Annotated in this window: 14 protein-coding genes; 8 read left to right on the plus strand and 6 right to left on the minus strand. The window is 67.6% G+C overall.

The features are described 5' to 3' along the window. Positions 1-60: 60 nt before the first annotated feature. On the minus strand, positions 61-1,218 hold the full coding sequence (locus GBZ48_RS10285) for an ABC transporter substrate-binding protein (RefSeq protein ID WP_174470952.1): 1,158 nt from the start codon (positions 1,216-1,218) through the stop codon (positions 61-63). A 443-nt stretch (positions 1,219-1,661) separates the two neighbouring features. Here GBZ48_RS10285 and paaX point away from each other — a divergent pair, with 443 nt between their 5' ends. The 4 genes from paaX (at position 1,662) to GBZ48_RS10305 (ending at position 5,677) form a co-directional block, all read left to right on the plus strand. After that, a complete protein-coding gene (gene paaX, locus GBZ48_RS10290) occupies positions 1,662-2,606 on the plus strand; it encodes a phenylacetic acid degradation operon negative regulatory protein PaaX (RefSeq protein WP_109048008.1) in 945 nt (314 codons plus the stop codon). 131 nt (positions 2,607-2,737) lie between these two features. Then, entirely contained in the window at positions 2,738-3,223 is a 486-nt protein-coding gene (locus GBZ48_RS10295; RefSeq protein WP_174470953.1) for a BLUF domain-containing protein, read from the plus strand. Between the two features lie 252 nt (positions 3,224-3,475). Further along, positions 3,476-4,504: a hypothetical protein gene (locus GBZ48_RS10300; protein WP_174470954.1), complete on the plus strand. Its 1,029-nt coding sequence runs from the start codon at positions 3,476-3,478 to the stop codon at positions 4,502-4,504. A gap of 120 nt (positions 4,505-4,624) precedes the next feature. Continuing rightward, positions 4,625-5,677 carry a 2Fe-2S iron-sulfur cluster-binding protein gene (locus tag GBZ48_RS10305; RefSeq protein ID WP_174470955.1) on the plus strand — a complete coding sequence of 351 codons (1,053 nt, stop codon included), beginning with the start codon at positions 4,625-4,627 and terminating at the stop codon, positions 5,675-5,677. Positions 5,678-5,692: 15 nt separating this feature from the next. Here the strand turns inward: GBZ48_RS10305 and GBZ48_RS10310 are convergent, their stop codons facing one another. The 3 genes from GBZ48_RS10310 to GBZ48_RS10320 form a co-directional block, all read right to left on the minus strand. Then, positions 5,693-7,777, minus strand: coding sequence for a methyl-accepting chemotaxis protein (locus GBZ48_RS10310; protein ID WP_174470956.1), 2,085 nt, complete (start codon positions 7,775-7,777; stop codon positions 5,693-5,695). Between the two features lie 294 nt (positions 7,778-8,071). Then, positions 8,072-9,088 (minus strand): fumarylacetoacetate hydrolase family protein, encoded by a 1,017-nt coding sequence (locus tag GBZ48_RS10315; protein ID WP_174470957.1) that lies wholly within the window; start codon positions 9,086-9,088, stop codon positions 8,072-8,074. Between the two features lie 49 nt (positions 9,089-9,137). Beyond that, entirely contained in the window at positions 9,138-10,262 is a 1,125-nt protein-coding gene (locus GBZ48_RS10320; RefSeq protein WP_174470958.1) for a homogentisate 1,2-dioxygenase, read from the minus strand. A gap of 158 nt (positions 10,263-10,420) precedes the next feature. Here GBZ48_RS10320 and GBZ48_RS10325 point away from each other — a divergent pair, with 158 nt between their 5' ends. After that, complete coding sequence (locus GBZ48_RS10325; RefSeq protein ID WP_174470959.1) at positions 10,421-10,966, plus strand: MarR family winged helix-turn-helix transcriptional regulator; 546 nt, start codon at positions 10,421-10,423, stop codon at positions 10,964-10,966. Between the two features lie 9 nt (positions 10,967-10,975). Here GBZ48_RS10325 and GBZ48_RS10330 read toward each other — a convergent pair whose 3' ends face one another. Next, the gene (locus GBZ48_RS10330) at positions 10,976-11,614 is read right to left on the minus strand and encodes an acyltransferase (RefSeq protein WP_174470960.1); all 639 of its coding nucleotides are present in this window, start codon (positions 11,612-11,614) and stop codon (positions 10,976-10,978) included. 258 nt (positions 11,615-11,872) lie between these two features. On the opposite strand from GBZ48_RS10330, the gene GBZ48_RS10335 reads away from it, so the two are divergent. The 3 genes from GBZ48_RS10335 to GBZ48_RS10345 all read left to right on the plus strand — a co-directional run bounded on the left by GBZ48_RS10335 (position 11,873) and on the right by GBZ48_RS10345 (position 15,289). Then, on the plus strand, positions 11,873-13,540 hold the full coding sequence (locus tag GBZ48_RS10335) for an FAD-dependent oxidoreductase (RefSeq protein ID WP_174470961.1): 1,668 nt from the start codon (positions 11,873-11,875) through the stop codon (positions 13,538-13,540). Between the two features lie 27 nt (positions 13,541-13,567). Then, positions 13,568-13,765, plus strand: coding sequence for a DUF2783 domain-containing protein (locus tag GBZ48_RS10340; RefSeq protein ID WP_098739082.1), 198 nt, complete (start codon positions 13,568-13,570; stop codon positions 13,763-13,765). Between the two features lie 117 nt (positions 13,766-13,882). Beyond that, entirely contained in the window at positions 13,883-15,289 is a 1,407-nt protein-coding gene (locus GBZ48_RS10345; RefSeq protein WP_246307111.1) for a CocE/NonD family hydrolase, read from the plus strand. 77 nt (positions 15,290-15,366) lie between these two features. Here the strand turns inward: GBZ48_RS10345 and infC are convergent, their stop codons facing one another. After that, the gene (gene infC / locus GBZ48_RS10350; protein WP_042696225.1) at positions 15,367-15,894 is read right to left on the minus strand and encodes a translation initiation factor IF-3; all 528 of its coding nucleotides are present in this window, start codon (positions 15,892-15,894) and stop codon (positions 15,367-15,369) included. Between the last annotated feature and the right edge of the window lie 11 nt (positions 15,895-15,905).

The raw sequence follows: 15,905 nt of genomic DNA on the forward strand, positions 1-15,905 counted from the left end.
CGTCAGCGCAAACGAAGTTTGTGCGTGAGCAGGGGGGAGAGGGGATCCGGGCTGCGCTCGTCACTTCACCAGCGACCAGTCGCCTTGGCGGACCTCCACCATGTGGAAGGCGTCCAGCGTCAGGCCCATGTGGTCCTTGGCGCTCATGGTCACGGTGCCGCCGGTGCCGACATACCCTTTGGTCTGCTCGATGGCGTCGCGCAGCTTGGCCTTGTCGGTGCCACCGGCACGCTTCACCGCGTCCAGCGCGATCATCAACCCGTCATAGGCGTGGCCAGCGAAGGTCGACACCTCGGTGCTGAAGCTGTCCTCGTAGACCTTGGTGAATTCGGTCACGACCTTCTTCTGCGGGTCGCTGTCGGCCAGCTGTGCCGCGACGACCAGACCGGCGGCCGGCAGGCGCACACCCTCGGCGGCACCGCCGGCCAGACGGATGTATTCCTTCGACGCGACACCGTGCGACTGGTAGAGCGGCAGCGAGATGCCGAGCTGGCGGTAGTTCTTGGTCACCACCGCCGGCCCCTGGCCCAGACCGAACACCAGCACCGCCTGCGCTGCGGCGTTGTTCTTGACCTTGGTCAGCTGTGCGGTGACGTCGGTGTCCTTGGCGCCGTAGGTCTCGTCGGCGACCAGCTCGATCCCGCGCTCCTTGGCGACGGCGATGGTCTGCTCGCGGCCCGACTTGCCGAAGCCGCTGTCCTCCGACAACAGCGCCAGCTTGGTCAGCCCGCGCTTCTTCATGTCCTCCATCACCTTTTCCGCCGCCATGCGATCGGTGTGGGGGGTCTTGAACACCCACTTCTTCACCGGCTCGACGATCACCACGGCGCCGGCCAGCGAGATGAAGGGCACGCCGGCGCGCTCCACCAGCGGCACCGCCGCCATGGTCGCCGCGGTCGTGGTGCCGCCGACGATCACGTCGACGCCGTCGCTTTCGATCAGCCGCTTGGTGAAGGAGGCCGCCTTGTCCGCCGCACCGCCATCGTCATAGACGGTCAGCTGCACCGGCCGGCCGCCGACGCCGCCCGCCTGGTTGATGCGGTCGGCATACAGCTCCAGCACCTTCTTCTCCGGATCGCCGAGGAAGGAGGCCGGACCGGTGGCCGAGACGATGGCGCCGACCTTGATCGGATCCGCGGCCTGGGCCGCGCCCGGCATCAGCCCGGACAGCGCCGTCATGGCGGTGAAGGCAATTGTGGCAAGCAGGCGATTGCGCATGATGTCCTCCCTGATGCTGTCCCGCTTGTCGCCGGACCGGACGGCGGCCCGATCCCGGCGCTGCAGAACGATTTGTCCCACATAATGTTTCAAACGAAATGGTTTCGAAAGAAAAAATTCGGTCGGTGCAACCACAATCGAATTGCGGATGTTGCCGCCTGCCTCCCCTTTCCTTTGCGATCCCTCCAGCTTGGCGCCGGGAAACCGTCATTTCGTTTTATGACACAAATTTACCTTGAGATGCCAACCTAGTGTATCACATTAATGATTGTCAAACGGAAAGTCCAGGGCACCTCCTATCGGCGGCGAACCTGCTTTCCGCCTCCCGGCCCGCGCTGTCGTGGCACTGGCCCAACCGGCCCCGGGTTTCGTATACAACTCCGTCGCACAGCCCCGCTTCGACACACGATCCAAAGCCGCATCGATAAGGACGCCCCCTCCGCATGGCCCGCCCGCGCCGCCCCGAAGACCTCGCCGCCCAGTTGACCGAGACCATCGCGCCGCGGGCGAAGTCGCTGATCATCACCGTCTATGGCGACGCGGTTCTGCCGCATGGCGGATCGCTGTGGCTGGGCAGCCTGATCGAGCTGATGGGCCTGTTCGGCATGAGCGAGCGGATCGTCCGCACCTCGGTCTTCCGGCTGTGCAAGGATGACTGGCTGACCAACACCCAGATCGGCCGGCGCAGCTTCTACCGCGTCACCGAGAGCGGGAAGGAACGCTTCGCGGCGGCCGAACGGCGGATTTACGCGCCGTTGGCCCGCGAATGGGACCGCGGCTGGGACCTGCTGATGGTGCCGCCCAACGCGCTGGATGCCGAGACGCGCGACGCGCTGCGTCGGGAGTTGACCTGGCAGGGCTTCGGCGCCGCATCGGCCACCGTCTACGCCCATCCCAACTGCGACGAGGCGGCGATGCACCGTTCGCTGGCGGAGCTGGGCGTGGCCGACAGGATCGTCCACATGAAGGCCAGCCTGGACCGGGCGGAGGGGTTCGGGGCGCTGCGCGATCTGGTGCGCGGCTGCTGGGACATCGATCAGCTCGAACACGACTATGCCGCGTTTCTGGATCACTTCCGTCCGGTCTGGGCGGCGGTCGATGCCGCGGAGGCGCCCGATCCGGCCGCCTGCTTCGTCCTGCGCACGCTGATGATCCATGATTTCCGCCGCATCCTGCTGCGCGACCCGATGCTGCCGCCCGACCTGCTGCCGGCGGACTGGCCGGGACAGGAATCGCGGATGCTGACGCGCAACCTCTACCGCCGCCTCGCCGGCCCGTCGGAAGCCTTCCTGATGCAGGCGGCGACCACCGCCAACGGCCCGCTGCCCGACGCCCAGCCCGCCTTCCACGGCCGGTTCGGCGGGCTGGAGACCATTGCCGCCGGCTAATATAAGCATTCCCGGATCGGACAGTTTCCGCGTCCTGGGAGCAGTCACACCAAAACACCACACGTCAGGCCCAGAAAAAGACGATACAGTCGACGATCGTTCCCAATCGACCGAAGGCTGGAAAGCTGTCGATGCTGACCATCGTCTACCGCAGCGAGGCCATCGACCGGCTTCCCTACAGTGCGCTTGCCGACATCTGTCTGTTCAGCGCCCGCAAGAACTCTGAACGGGGCCTCACCGGCTTCCTGGTAGAGTTCAGGGGCATCTTCCTCCAGGTTCTGGAAGGCGAAGCGGAGGCGGTGGACCAACTGTTTGCCCGCATCGTCGACGACCCGCGCCATCGCGACGTGACGCTGCTGCTGCGGGAGACCTCGGGCGGGGCCCCCGAATTCGGCTTCTGGGCGATGAATTTCGGCCCGCTCGACACGCCGACCTTCTGGCAGGCGATCTTCGGCACTCCGATGCGGAGCGAGGAATTCCGGCAACGGTCGCACGGAGTCGGCTTCGCGCGCGATGTGCTGAGCCGCGCCTACATGCACGCCTGCATCGTCGCCGATGTCGACCCCGCCGCCCGCGACATGGTGCGCGGCAACATTCCCGTCCTCGTCAGGTCCTGAACACGGCCCTGCCCGCCGGTCATCCCGATACCTACCCTGAGTTTTTCGTTGGCTGAACGAACGAATTGATCTGGATCAATTCGTCTCTTTTCCGCACTTATGTTTTCAAATCAATAAATTACCTTGGCATCGCTCCCGATTTAAAGCGATACACATCTCGTTGATAGTGGAGTTTTTTTGTGTCATATAAAGACCACAGGGCGCCGATGGAAATGTGAGCGCCCGCGGAATGTTCCCGGAGGAAACGCCCCCATGTCCAAGGACTACGCCCCCATCGCCAACACGATGGAGCTGCCCCCCGCCACGCCGCAGCCGAACGTCTACCCGTTGTCCTGGGTGTCGCAGACCAAGAAGCTGGAAGAGGTCTATGCCGCTGCCCAGCGCGAAAACTGGGACCCGGCCAAGCTGCCCTGGGACAGCTTCGACGTGTCGCGCTACAGCTGGGAGGAGCGGGAGGCCATCGCCTATTGGTGGACCATCCTGTCGGTGTTCGATGCCTCCGCCCCGCCGGTCTTCGCCCATGCCCTGATCAAGACCTACGAGGTGCATGAGGAGGATCCGGTCCGCCGCTGCTTCTTCTCGGTCACCCGCGACGAACAGAACCATGAGCAGATGTGCGGCCTCGCCATCACCAAGCTTCTTGAGGCCACCAGCCCGCTGACCTACGAGCCCAGGACCGATCTCGGTCGCCGGCTGCAGAAAAACGCACACTGGCTGTACTACAACGGCGGCCGCTATTGGGACGGCTACAAGAAGGCGGTTCCGAAATACTCGCTGGCCGTTCTGTTCAGCTCCTTCCTGATGGGCGAGATCGCGGCGGCGACCATCTTCCACCAGATGGCGGCCGGTTGCAGCGAGCCGGTGTTCAAGGAGGCCTTCCGCAACATCGGCCGCGACGAGGGCCGCCACATGGCGATCTGCATGTCGGTGATGGAGCGCGACTATCCCCATCTGGCGGTGGAGGACCGGTCGATCATCACCAAGCAGATCCGCGCCGGCTACCTGTTCCTGTCCGCCGTCCTGTTCGAACCGCCGCCCCAGTTCTGGGACCTGCCCGACGACTTCATCGCCACCCAGCGCGAGGCCGAGGCCATCGCCCGCAACGCCGGCTTCCACATCCCGGATTACGAGGCGAAGAAGGAGAACTGGCGCAACGCCATGCTGAACCTGAAGGGCGTGCTGGACCGCTACAACATCCCGTTCCCCGCCATCCCCGAGGTCGGCATCACCGGCGAGGAAGTCCGGGACGTCGACATGGATGAGATCATCCCGGTGTTCTGAGCAGGCCTGCCTGAACTCTCCCACTCCCCTCCCTGCCCTTTTTCGAGCGTCAGGGAGGGGGCATCGCGCGCCCACGTCTTCAATTCCGCCCATCTCCAATCCCGCCCAAGGATCCCGCCGGTGAGCCGCATCCGCCTCCACCCCTCGGGCCGCACGGTCGAGTGCCGTGACGGCGAGACCGTCCTGTCAGCGCTGGAACAGGCCGGCTACGCCCTGCCCAACAACTGCCGCGCCGGCGCCTGCGGCGAATGCAAGGTCAAGGTCCTCAGCGGCCAGTTCGACCAGGGCATGGTCCTGGACATGGCGCTGTCCCAGCCCGAGCGGAAGGACGGCTATGGCCTGATGTGCATGGCCAAGCCGATCTCCGACGAACTGGTGATCGAATACGGCACCGCCGACGCCCAGCCCAAGCTGTTCCCGCCGCGCGAAAACGTGCTGTTCATCGTCACCGACCGCATCCCGCGCACGCGGCGTATCGTGGAACTGCGCCTGCGCCCGCTGGGCCAGCCGCTGCGCTACTGGCCGGGCCAGTATGTGATGCTGGGCGATGCCGCCGCCGGGGCGCCGCCGCGCTGCTATTCCATCGCCAACGCGCCCCGTCCGGACGGCGAGATCGTGCTGCAGGTCACCCGCGTCGACGGCGGCCCGACCAGTGGCTGGATCCACGACACGCTGACGGTCGGCAGCATGGTCAAGCTGTCCGGCCCCTACGGCACCTTCATCGGCGACCCGTCGGTGGACAGCCCGGTGCTGTGCATGGCCGCCGGCTCCGGCCTCGCCCCCATCCTGGCGTTGACCGACGCGGCGCTGCGCCGTGGCTACCGCCCGCCGGTGACGTTGCTGTTCTCCGCCTGCACGCGGGCCGACGTGTATGAGCTGGGTCTGCTCAGCTACTGGCAGGCCAAATACCGCAACTTCAAGGTCAAGGTGACCCTGACGCGGGAGGAGGCCGCCGGCCATCTGACGGGCCGCATCCCGGCCATCCTGCCCGGCCTGTTCCCCGACCTGTCCGGTCACGCCATCTTCACCGCCGGCAGCCCCGCCTTCGTCGAGTCCTGTGTCGCCGCCGCCCGCGCGCTGGGCGCCAGGGACGACCAGCTCCACAGCGAAGGCTATGTCTCGCAGCACATCCCGGAGACACTGCCGGCCGACCGGCTGATGGCGGTGGGATAACGGGAAACAGGCACCTCAGGCCCTGCGGACGCCGGCGATGAAGCCGTCGATCTCGCGGGTCAGGTCCTTCGACTGGCCGGCGAGCGCGGCGGCGGCGGCGAGCAGCTGGTCGGCGGCCGCACCGGTTTCCCCGGCGCCCGCCCGGATGTTGCCCATGCCGCCGCTGACCTCCTGCGCCCCGTCGGCCGCCCGGATCACGCTGCGGGCGATCTCCTGGGTCGCCGCCGCCTGCTGATCCACCGCCGCGGCGATCCCCGACGCGATGCGGCTGACCTGGGCGATGGTCTCGTTGATGCCATGGACGGCGGTCACCGCCTCCTGCGTCGCATCGCGGATGCCTTTGATCTGGGCGACGATGTCTTCGGTCGCCTTGGCGGTCTGGTTGGCGAGGCCCTTGACCTCCGACGCCACGACGGCGAAGCCCTTGCCGGCTTCACCGGCGCGCGCCGCCTCGATGGTCGCGTTCAGCGCCAGCAGGTTGGTCTGGCCGGCAATGGAGTTGATCAGTTCCACCACGGCACCGATCCGTTCGGCGCTCTCCGCCAGAACGGTGACCGCCTCGTCGGCCCGCTTCACGTCGGAGACCGCGGCATCGGCGATGCGGGCGGAGTCCGCCACCTGCCGGCCGATGTCCTGGACCGAGGCGGACAGTTCCTCCGTCGCCGCGGCGGCGGTCTGCACGCTGTCGGCGGCGGCGCTGGCGGAAGCGGCCACCTGCTCCGACCGGCCGAGACTCTGGTCGGCGATGCCGGTCAGGGCGCGGGCGGTCGATTCGAGCTGCTGGGCGGACGAGGCCAGCGCCCCGGTCAGGCCGCCGACGCGGACCTCGAAGCTCTTCTGCAAATCGGCCAGGGCCGCGACGCGGGCCTCCTTGGCGTGCCAGTCGGCCTGCTGCTGCCGGTCGAGTTCCTTTGCCCGGACCAGCCCCTCCTTGAACACCTCGACGGCGCGGGCCATGCCGCCGGCCTCGTCGTCGCGGTCGGCACCCAGCACCGTCACCGCCAGATCGCCGGCCGCCAGCCGGTCCATGGCGACGGTGACGGCGCTGACCGGCCGGGCGATGCCGTCGCCGACCTTCCAGGCCACCACGCATCCCAGCGCGACGCAGCCCAGGCTGACCAGCACGATCAGGACGGCGAGCCGGTTCGCATCGGCCATCACGCTGGATTGCGGCGCCGCCACCATGAAGGACCAAGCCCCCTCCGCGCCGGAGAAGCGAACCGGCGCCAGCCGCAGGTAATGCGGCGCCCCGGCAAGCGTGACGAGGCCGTCGAAGGCGCGGCCCTCGGCGACGGCGCGGCGGGCGGCCTCCGGCAGGTCGTCGGCGGTCTTCGACAGCCTGCCGACGTCGGGATGGGCGACATAGAGGCCGGAGCCGGTCAGCACCGCTGCGAACCCGTCGCCATAGGGCTTCACCGAGCGGGCGAGGTCGGTCAGGCCGCTCAGCGCCATGTCGACCCCAGTGACGCCGATCACCCGCCCCTCACCTGCCGTCCCGTCGATCACTGGCGCCGCGGCGCTGGTCATCAGCCGCTTGGTGAAGTCGTCGAGATAGGGCTCGGTCAGGACCGGCTTTCGAGCGGCGGCGGCCGACTTGTAATATTCCTTTTCCTGCACGTCGGAGAAGGGATAGCCCTCGCTGTCGTCGGCATGGACCCCCTTGTCCCCCGGCAGCCACAGCAGGCTCATCCGGCCGGTCTTGGGCAGGCCGAGAATCTCGGTCGACCGGTCATGGTCGGCGAACGCCGCATCCCGGCCGTCGAACCCGTCGTCGGCCATATCCACCCACACCCCGGCATAGAGCGGGTTGGCTTCGGCAACACGGCGCAGGTAGCGGTTCACCGTTTCGCGCCGCGGGCTTCCGGTGGACCGTTCGACCTCCACGAGGGCTGCGGCGGCACGGGCGGCGTCGAGTGCGGCGGACAGGTCGGCGGCGACCCGCGCCCCATGACGGTCCGCCATCTCGGCCGCCAGGGTCTGGGCGGCCTTGTGCCCGGCATCGCGCGACAGGGTGAGCGACACCGCAGTCAACGCGGCGGCGCCCGCCGCCAGAACCGCCGCCACGCCGATGATGATCTTCGTCCTGAACCGAGCCTTCATGCCGCACACCTGTTTCCGGTCCGCCAGATGTTCCGGAATGAACGGTGGGCGGCGCCAAATAGGGGTAAGGGGCGGCACCTTATAATCGATAATGGTCGGAAGGCACGTCAATTTTCATGATTTGTCGCCCAGCGGCTCAACCTTGGAATGGATTCCGGACCGCAGGCTGTGTCACGCAGTCAAGCCAAGGGAGTTGTTGCAACTGCGAAAAGGAGCATCGGCAGGGTGAAAAAGCCCCGCCGGTGCACTGTCCACAACCAGCAATCAATGGGCCATCGGCGCGGATGGCGTCCCTTACGGCCCTTCGTACCGCACCACCTGCTGGTCGATGGCGCCAAACACGCTGGCGCCGGCGGCGTCGAACAGCTCGATCCGCACCCGGTCGCCGAAGCGCATGAAGGGAGTCTTCGGCGCACCGTGCTCAATGGTTTCGATCATCCGAAGCTCGGCAAGGCAGGAATAGCCGACACCGCCTGCATCGACCGGCTTGCCGGGACCGCCGTTCAGCTTGTTCGACACCGTGCCCGAACCGACGATGCTGCCGGCCACCAGATGGCGGGTCTTGGCGGCATGCGCGATCAGCGTCGGAAAGTCGAAGGTCATGTCGACGCCGGCATCCGGCTTGCCGAAAGGCTCGCCGTTCAGCGTCGTCACCAGCGGGCGGTGCAGCTTGGCGCCGTCCCAGGACTCGCCCAGCTCGTCCGGCGTCACCGCGACGGGGGAGAAGCTGGAGGCCGGCTTGGACTGGAAGAAGCCGAAGCCCTTGCCAAGCTCCGCCGGGATCAGGTTGCGCAAGGACACGTCGTTGACCAGCATCAGCAGCCTGATCTGCCCGCGCGCCGCCTCAGCCGAAACGCCCATCGGCACGTCGCCGGTGATGACGGCGATCTCCGCCTCGAAATCGATGCCCCAGGCTTCGGTCGCCGCCGGGATTGGGTCGGTCGGCGCCAGGAAGCTGTCGGAACAGCCCTGATACATCAGCGGGTCGGTCCAGAAGCTGGGCGGCATCTCCGCCCCCCGCGCCTTGCGGACCAGTTCCACATGGTTGACGTAGGCCGACCCGTCCGCCCACTGGTAGGCGCGCGGCAGCGGCGAGGCCGCCAGCGCCGGATCGAACGGTCGGCCGGAGGACGGATCGGCGTTCAGCGCGCGATAGGCCTCCTCCAGCTTCGGCGCCAGCGCCGTCCAGTCGTCCAGCGCCGTCTGCAATGTGCGGGCGATCTCCGGCACCGGAGTGGCGCGGGTCAGGTCGCGCGACACCACGACCAGGGTGCCGTCGCGCCCGCCCGCCTTCAAACTTGCCAGCTTCATTCGTCTCTTCCCTTCCTGTAGAATCAGCGTCCGGCAGCCTTATGGCCGCTCATTTCGCCTTCCAGCTGTCGGCGTAGCCGCCCCATTCGACGCCGTCCATCGCCTGATAGACGTCGAGCGGATCGCGGGTGTCGATCATCACCGCGACCTCGTCGGTCTCCTTGCGCTCGAACTTCTGCGCCACCTCGTAGGCCTTCGGGTGCGGCCCGTGCGGGAAGCCCGAGGGGTGATAGGTGACCATGCCGGGATGGATGTTGTCGCGCGAGAAGAACTGGCCGCGGTGATAGAACAGCACCTCGTCGAAATCCTCGTTCGAGTGATAGTAGGGCAGCTTCAGCGCCTCCGGGTCCGACTCGATGGGCCGCGGCACGAAGGTGCAGACGATGAAGCGCCCCGCGATCCAGGTGCTGTGCGCCGAGGGCGGCAGATGGTAGCGGTGGCTCATCAGCGGCCGGATGTCGCGCCAGTTCAGCCGCACCGGGGCGAGATCGCCATGCCAGCCCACCGCGTCCAGCGGGTTGAACGGATAGGTCATGGCGCAGAGCTGCCCGCGCTTCTTCACCCGGACCAGGGTTTCGCGCTCGTGCTTCTGCGCCTGGAAGGCGTCGTCCAGCGCCGGTACGTCCAGCACCGCCGGATCGAAGATGGCGTGGGTGCCGACCAGCCCCTTGTGCGGCAGCTTGTAGGCGTCGTTGGTGGCCTCCACCATCAGCACCATCACCGCCTCGTCCGTCTCCAGCCGCCAGCAGGTGTTGCGCGGCAGCACGACATAGTCGCCCTCGCGTACCTCGAGATGGCCGTAGTCGCAGAACAGCTGGCCGCCGCCCTGGTGGAAGAACAGCAGGTCGTCGCCGTCGGCATTGCGGACCAGATGCTCCATCCTGCCCTTGAAGCGCCACAGCCGCACCTGGGTCGCCCCGTTGCCCATCAGGGCCGGCGCCTCCAGCGGGCAGCCGGGCATGTGGTCGACATGGTTCAGGTCGAAGGCGCGCGGGCGCAACGGCCCGTCGAAGCTGGTCCAGCCGGTCGGCGGGTGGGCATGGTGCATCTGGGTCGCCGGGCCGAAGAAGCCCTCGCGCCCCATCTCGCGCTCGTAGGTGCCGGCGGGAAGCCGGACATGGGCCTGACGCGACGCGGTGCCCTCGACCTTCGGAAACGAAATCCAGTTCTTCATGGCGCTTCCCCACTCAATGCCGCCGGGCGTTTCCGCATCGGGCGCCGGCAAGCCTGTTCCGTTGCCGCCATTTTAGTTTCGTTTGAAACTGTTGCAAGAGCCAAATTACAGCGCAGGATGGGGCACCCGCGACCCTCCCTACAGACGATGCGCCGCCGATGCCGCCTGCCCGCCGTTCCCGCACCGCCTCCCCCAGTTCCGCATCCGGCCAGACGGATTTGCCGGCGCTGCATCTGACGCGCTTCCTGCCCTACCGGCTGTCGGTGCTGGCCAACACGGTCAGCCACACGCTGGCCAAGCTGTACGAGAAGCGGTTCGGCATCACCATTCCGGAATGGCGGATCATCGCCGTGCTGGGCGGCGGCGAGACGATGAGTGCAGGGGAGATCGCGCAGCGCACGGCGATGGACAAGGTGCAGGTCAGCCGCGCCATCAGCCGCATGCTGGATTCGGCGCTGATCCTGCGCGAATCGGGCGACACCGACCGGCGCAAGGCCCTGCTGACCCTGACGCCCAAGGCGCTGGCGATCTATGCGGAGATCGTGCCGATGGCGCTGACCTACGAGGAAGAGGTCACCGACGCCCTGTCGATCGACGAGCGGGCGCAGCTCGACACGCTGCTGTCCAAGCTCCAGGCCCGCGCCGACCAGCTCGCCGCCCGCCCGGCGCCGGCCGGCGCGCAGGCTGAGCCGGCCGGCGAGTAAGGACGCCGCTCAGGCCCCCTTCACCTTGTGCAGCGGCTGGCTGGTGCCGGCATCGACGCGGCCTCGGCCGGGCTCCTCCGCCTCCAAGGGCGCACAGGCGACCATGGTGGCGCGCGAGCGGCGGGCGAGGCGCTGGTATTCCTCCGTCCCCTCCGACTTCCAGGCGACCTCGTCGGGACGCAGTTCGCGCATCACCTTGGCCGGCAAGCCGGCCACCAGCGTGCGCGGCGGCACGACAAAGCCGGCCTTGACGAAGGCCATGGCGGCGACGATGGAGTCCTCGCCGATCTCCGCCCCGTCCATCACCACCACATTCATGCCCACCAATGCGTTGCGGCGGACGATGCAGCCGTGCAGCACCGCGCCATGGCCGACATGGCCGTCCTCCTCGACGATGGCGTCATGGCCGGGGAAGGCGTGGATCGTGCAGTTGTCCTGAACGTTGCTGCCCCGCTGCAGCACGATCCGGCCGAAATCGCCGCGCAGGCTGGCGCAGGGACCGACATAGCAGCCGGGTCCGACGACCACATCGCCGATCAGCACGGCGGAGGGATGGACGAAGGCGGTCGGGTCGATGACGGGGATCACGCCGTCGATGGCATAGACGGTCGGGCGCGGCAAGGTCGGGAAGGCGGTCGGGGCGGTCATGGGCGGGCGTTCCTCGGTGTCGCTGTTCGGCTGTCCTGTTCGGCTGTCTGCGGCCGATCTTTTGCCGCAAGGCTACACCGCCGCAGGCTGTACGCGATACTGATTTTCCGGCATAGTGAACACACCTGTATCGCTTCACCGACTGCCTTGCCGGGAGCAATGCTGGGGCTTGATTGGTATCAAATGAAACTGTATCGTTGGCAACAATAACAATCCGCCAACGCGTCCTGTCATGGTTTCCGGGGGAGGAAACGCCCAATGCACGCGACCTTCAGCTATCCGAAATACAGTTTCACACCGTCGGAGGAACAGCGCACCGGTAATGTCCGGCGCCATCCGGTGGTGATCGTCGGCGCCGGCCCGGTCGGGCTGACCGCGGCGCTCGACTTCGCGCGCAAGGGCGTGCCGGTGGTGGTGCTGGATGCCGAGGACACCGTTAGCGTCGGCAGCCGCGCCGTCTGCTATGCCAAGCGCGCGCTGGAGGTGTGGGACCGGCTGGGCGTCGGCCAGCGCATGATCGACAAGGGTGTCGTGTGGAAGATCGGCAAGGTCTTCAACGGCGACCGCATGGTCTACCAGTTCGACCTGCTGCCGGAGCCGGACCACAAGATCCCCGCCTTCATCAACCTCCAGCAATATTACCTGGAGGATTTCCTGGTCGCACAAGCCCGCAAGAGCGACCTGATCGACCTGCGCTGGCTCTCCCGCGTCATCTCCGCCAGGCAGGAGGCCGACCATGTCGTGCTTCAGGTGGAGACGCCCGACGGCGTCCACGCGGTCGAGGCCGGCTGGGTCATCGCCTGCGACGGCGCCAAGTCGTCGGTGCGCAAGATGCTGGGGCTGGAGTTCCAGGGCGAGGTGTTCAAGGACCGCTTCCTGATCGCCGATGTGGTGATGAAGGCCGACTTCCCGGCGGAGCGCTGGTTCTGGTTCGACCCGCCCTTCCACCGCAAGCAGTCGGCCCTGCTGCACATGCAGCCCGACAATGTCTGGCGCCTGGATTTCCAGCTTGGCTGGGATGCCGACCCGGAGGAGGAGAAGAAACCGGAGCGGGTCATCCCGCGCGTCCAGGCGATGCTGGGCGCCGACACGCCGTTCGAGCTGGAATGGGTGTCGGTCTACACCTTCCAGTGCCGCCGGCTGGAGCAATTCCGCCACGGCCGCATCCTGTTCGCCGGCGACAGCGCCCATCAGGTCTCGCCCTTCGGCGCCCGCGGCGCCAACAGCGGCGTGCCCGACGCCGACAATCTGGTATGGAAGCTGGCGCTGGTGCTTGACGGCAAGGCGCCGGAGTCGCTGCTGGACAGCTACAGCGACGAACGGGTGGCGGCGGCGAAGGAGAATATCCTGAACTCGACCCGCTCCACCGACTTCATCACGCCGAAGAGCGAGATGAGCCGCGTCTTCCGCGACGCCGTGCTGGAACTGGCGGTCGACCAGCCCTTCGCCCGCTCGCTGGTCAATTCCGGCCGCCTGTCGACCCCCACCACCTACACCGACAGTCGGCTGAACACGCCGGACAGCGACAGCTTCGCCGGAAAGATGGTGCCGGGCGCCCCCGCCACCGACGCGCCGGTGGAGCGTGACGGCCTGTCCGGCTGGCTGATGGAGGCGCTGGACGGCCGCTTCACCGTGCTCTACGCCGCATGTGACGGGCCGGTCCCGGCAGAGGTGGCGGAGGCGCTGGACGGTCTTGCCGCCGGGCCGCTGCCGCTGGTCTGGCACGCGGTGACCGACCGCCGCCGCGGCATCGCCGGGGAGCTGGTGGACAGCGCCGGCCGGCTGCGCGAGCGCTATGACCTGATCCCCGGCAGCGTCTATCTGATCCGCCCCGACCAGCACATCGCCGCCCGCTGGCGCCGTTTCGACGGCGCGGCGCTGTCCGCCGCGCTGGACCGCGCGGTCGGCCACACGGTCGGCTGCTGATTCCCCCATATTTCCGGAGCCCTTCCCATGGCCAAACTGATGACCGAGCAGCGCTTCGCCAGCCCGGACGACGTCTACCAGCTGTTGATCGACAGCCACCGCGATCTGACCCCCGACCAGAGCACCCGCCTGAACGCCAAGCTGATCCTGCTGCTCGCAAACCACATCGGCGACGCGGAGGTTCTGGCCGAGGCGCTGCGCGTGGCGCGGCAGGGGATGGAGTAGAGGGAAAGGTCAGGGAAGGGGCAGTCGTCAGCCGCCCCTTCCCTCCCCGCTGACGCCAAGTCCAAGATGGCGTACAAAGGCGCAAGAGCCCTTCCCTTGCGGAGACTGCGCCAGCCCATGATTCCCGCCATGACCCTGCGCCGCCTGTTCGCCCTGCTCTTCCTGCTGCTGTGCTGCGGCCCCGCCCTGGCCGAAGGTCTGACGCAGACGGCGCTGCCGATCCCGGCGCGCTTCCCCGACGGTACTTCCGCCACACTGGAAGCGATGCTGCTGCGGCCGGACGGGCCCGGCCCCTACCCCATCGCCATCCTCAGCCACGGCACACCGCGCGACGCGGCGGAGCGGGCGCAAATGACGCCGTTGCGCTACCTGCCGGAAGCACGCGAGTTCGCGCGGCGCGGCTGGGCCGTGGTGGCGGTGATGCGGCGCGGCTATGGCGGGTCGGACGGCCCATACAGCGAAACGACCGGCTCCTGCAACAACCCGGACTATCTGCGCTCCGCCCGCCAGAGCGCCGAGGATCTGCGGCAAACCATCCGCTATGTGGCGGAGCAGCCCTTCGCCGACCCCAGCCGCATCCTGGCGGTGGGCGTGTCGGCCGGCGGGCTCGCCAGCATCGCGCTCAGCGCCGATCCGCCGCCGGGACTGAAGGCGGTCATCAGCTTCGCCGGCGGCCGCGGTTCCGTTGCCGACAATCAGGTCTGCCAGGAGGACCGGCTGGTCGGCGCCTTCGGCACGATGGGCCGCACGTCGCGCGTTCCCACCCTGTGGATCTACGCCGAGAACGATCTGTTCTTCGGCCCCGACCTCGCCCGGCGCCTGTGGGAAGCCTTCACCCAGGCGGGCGGGCGGGCGGAATTCGTCGCCGCACCGCCGAATGGCAAGGACGGGCATTTCTTCTTCAGCGCCGCCATCCCGCAATGGACGCCGATGGTCGACGGCTTCCTGACGAAGACCGGGCTGGCTCCACGCGGCACGCCGATCATGGTCTCGCTGCCGGCCCTCCCGCCGCCGCCGGAACTGTCGGCCGCCAACCGGGGCAAGTTCCCCGCCTATGTCGAAGCCGGCGGCAATAAGGCCTTCGCCGTCTCGCCCGACGGCGCCTTCGGCTGGAAGTCCGGCCTGCGCAGCCTGGACGAGGCGCAGAAGGGTGCCTTGGAAAACTGCATGTCGCACACCCAGAAGGGCTGCCGCATCGCCTATCTCAACGACCGGCCGGCCGGCGGCGGTGCCGCCGACATGGCGGCTGCTCCGCCGATGGCTGTCGCGCCGGACGGGCCGCGCGGCGCGCGCGTCAGGCTGGAGCCGCCGCCGGAACTGTCCGCCGCCGGACGCGAGAAGTTCGATGCCTATGTTTCTGCGGCCGGACGCAAGGCCTTCGCCGTGTCGCAGGACGGCGCCTTCGGCTGGAAGTCCGGCATGCCGAGCGAGGACGCCGCCCGCCGCGCCGCGCTCGACAACTGCGCCAAATTCACCCGCCACACCTGCTATGTTGTCATCGTCGACGACCGGCCGCTGCGCTGAGGCGACTCCCTCGTCACCGCAAATGAAAAGGCCCGTCCGGCATCCCGGACGGGCCTTTTTCACAACGTCACCACGGGTCAGCGCGGAGCCAGCACCATGACCATCTGGCGGCCTTCGAGCTTCGGCATCTGCTCGACCTTCGCCAGCGCCTCCAGCTCGTCGCGGACGCGGACCAGCACATTCATACCCAGATCCTGGTGGGCCATTTCACGGCCGCGGAAGCGCAGGGTCACTTTGACCTTGTCACCTTCCTCAAGGAAACGGCGCGCCGAGCGCATCTTCACGTCATAGTCGTTGTCATCGATGTTCGGCCGGAGCTTGATTTCCTTGACCTCGATGATCTTCTGCTTCTTGCGGGCCTCGTTCGCCTTCTTCTGCGCCTCGTACTTGAACTTGCCATAGTCGAGGATTTTGCAGACGGGCGGTTCCGCCTGGGGAGCGATCTCGACCAGATCGAGACCGGCATCCTCGGCGGCCAGCAGAGCATCGCGCAACGACACCACCCCGATCATCTCGCCATCTGCACCGACGAGACGAACGGAACGAGCCGAGATCTCCCGGTTCACCCGCGGGCCATCGCGGGTCGGGGCGGCTTCGGACGGGATCCTGGCTATGG

The organism is Azospirillum melinis (assembly GCF_013340935.1).
GTDB lineage: Bacteria > Pseudomonadota > Alphaproteobacteria > Azospirillales > Azospirillaceae > Azospirillum > Azospirillum melinis.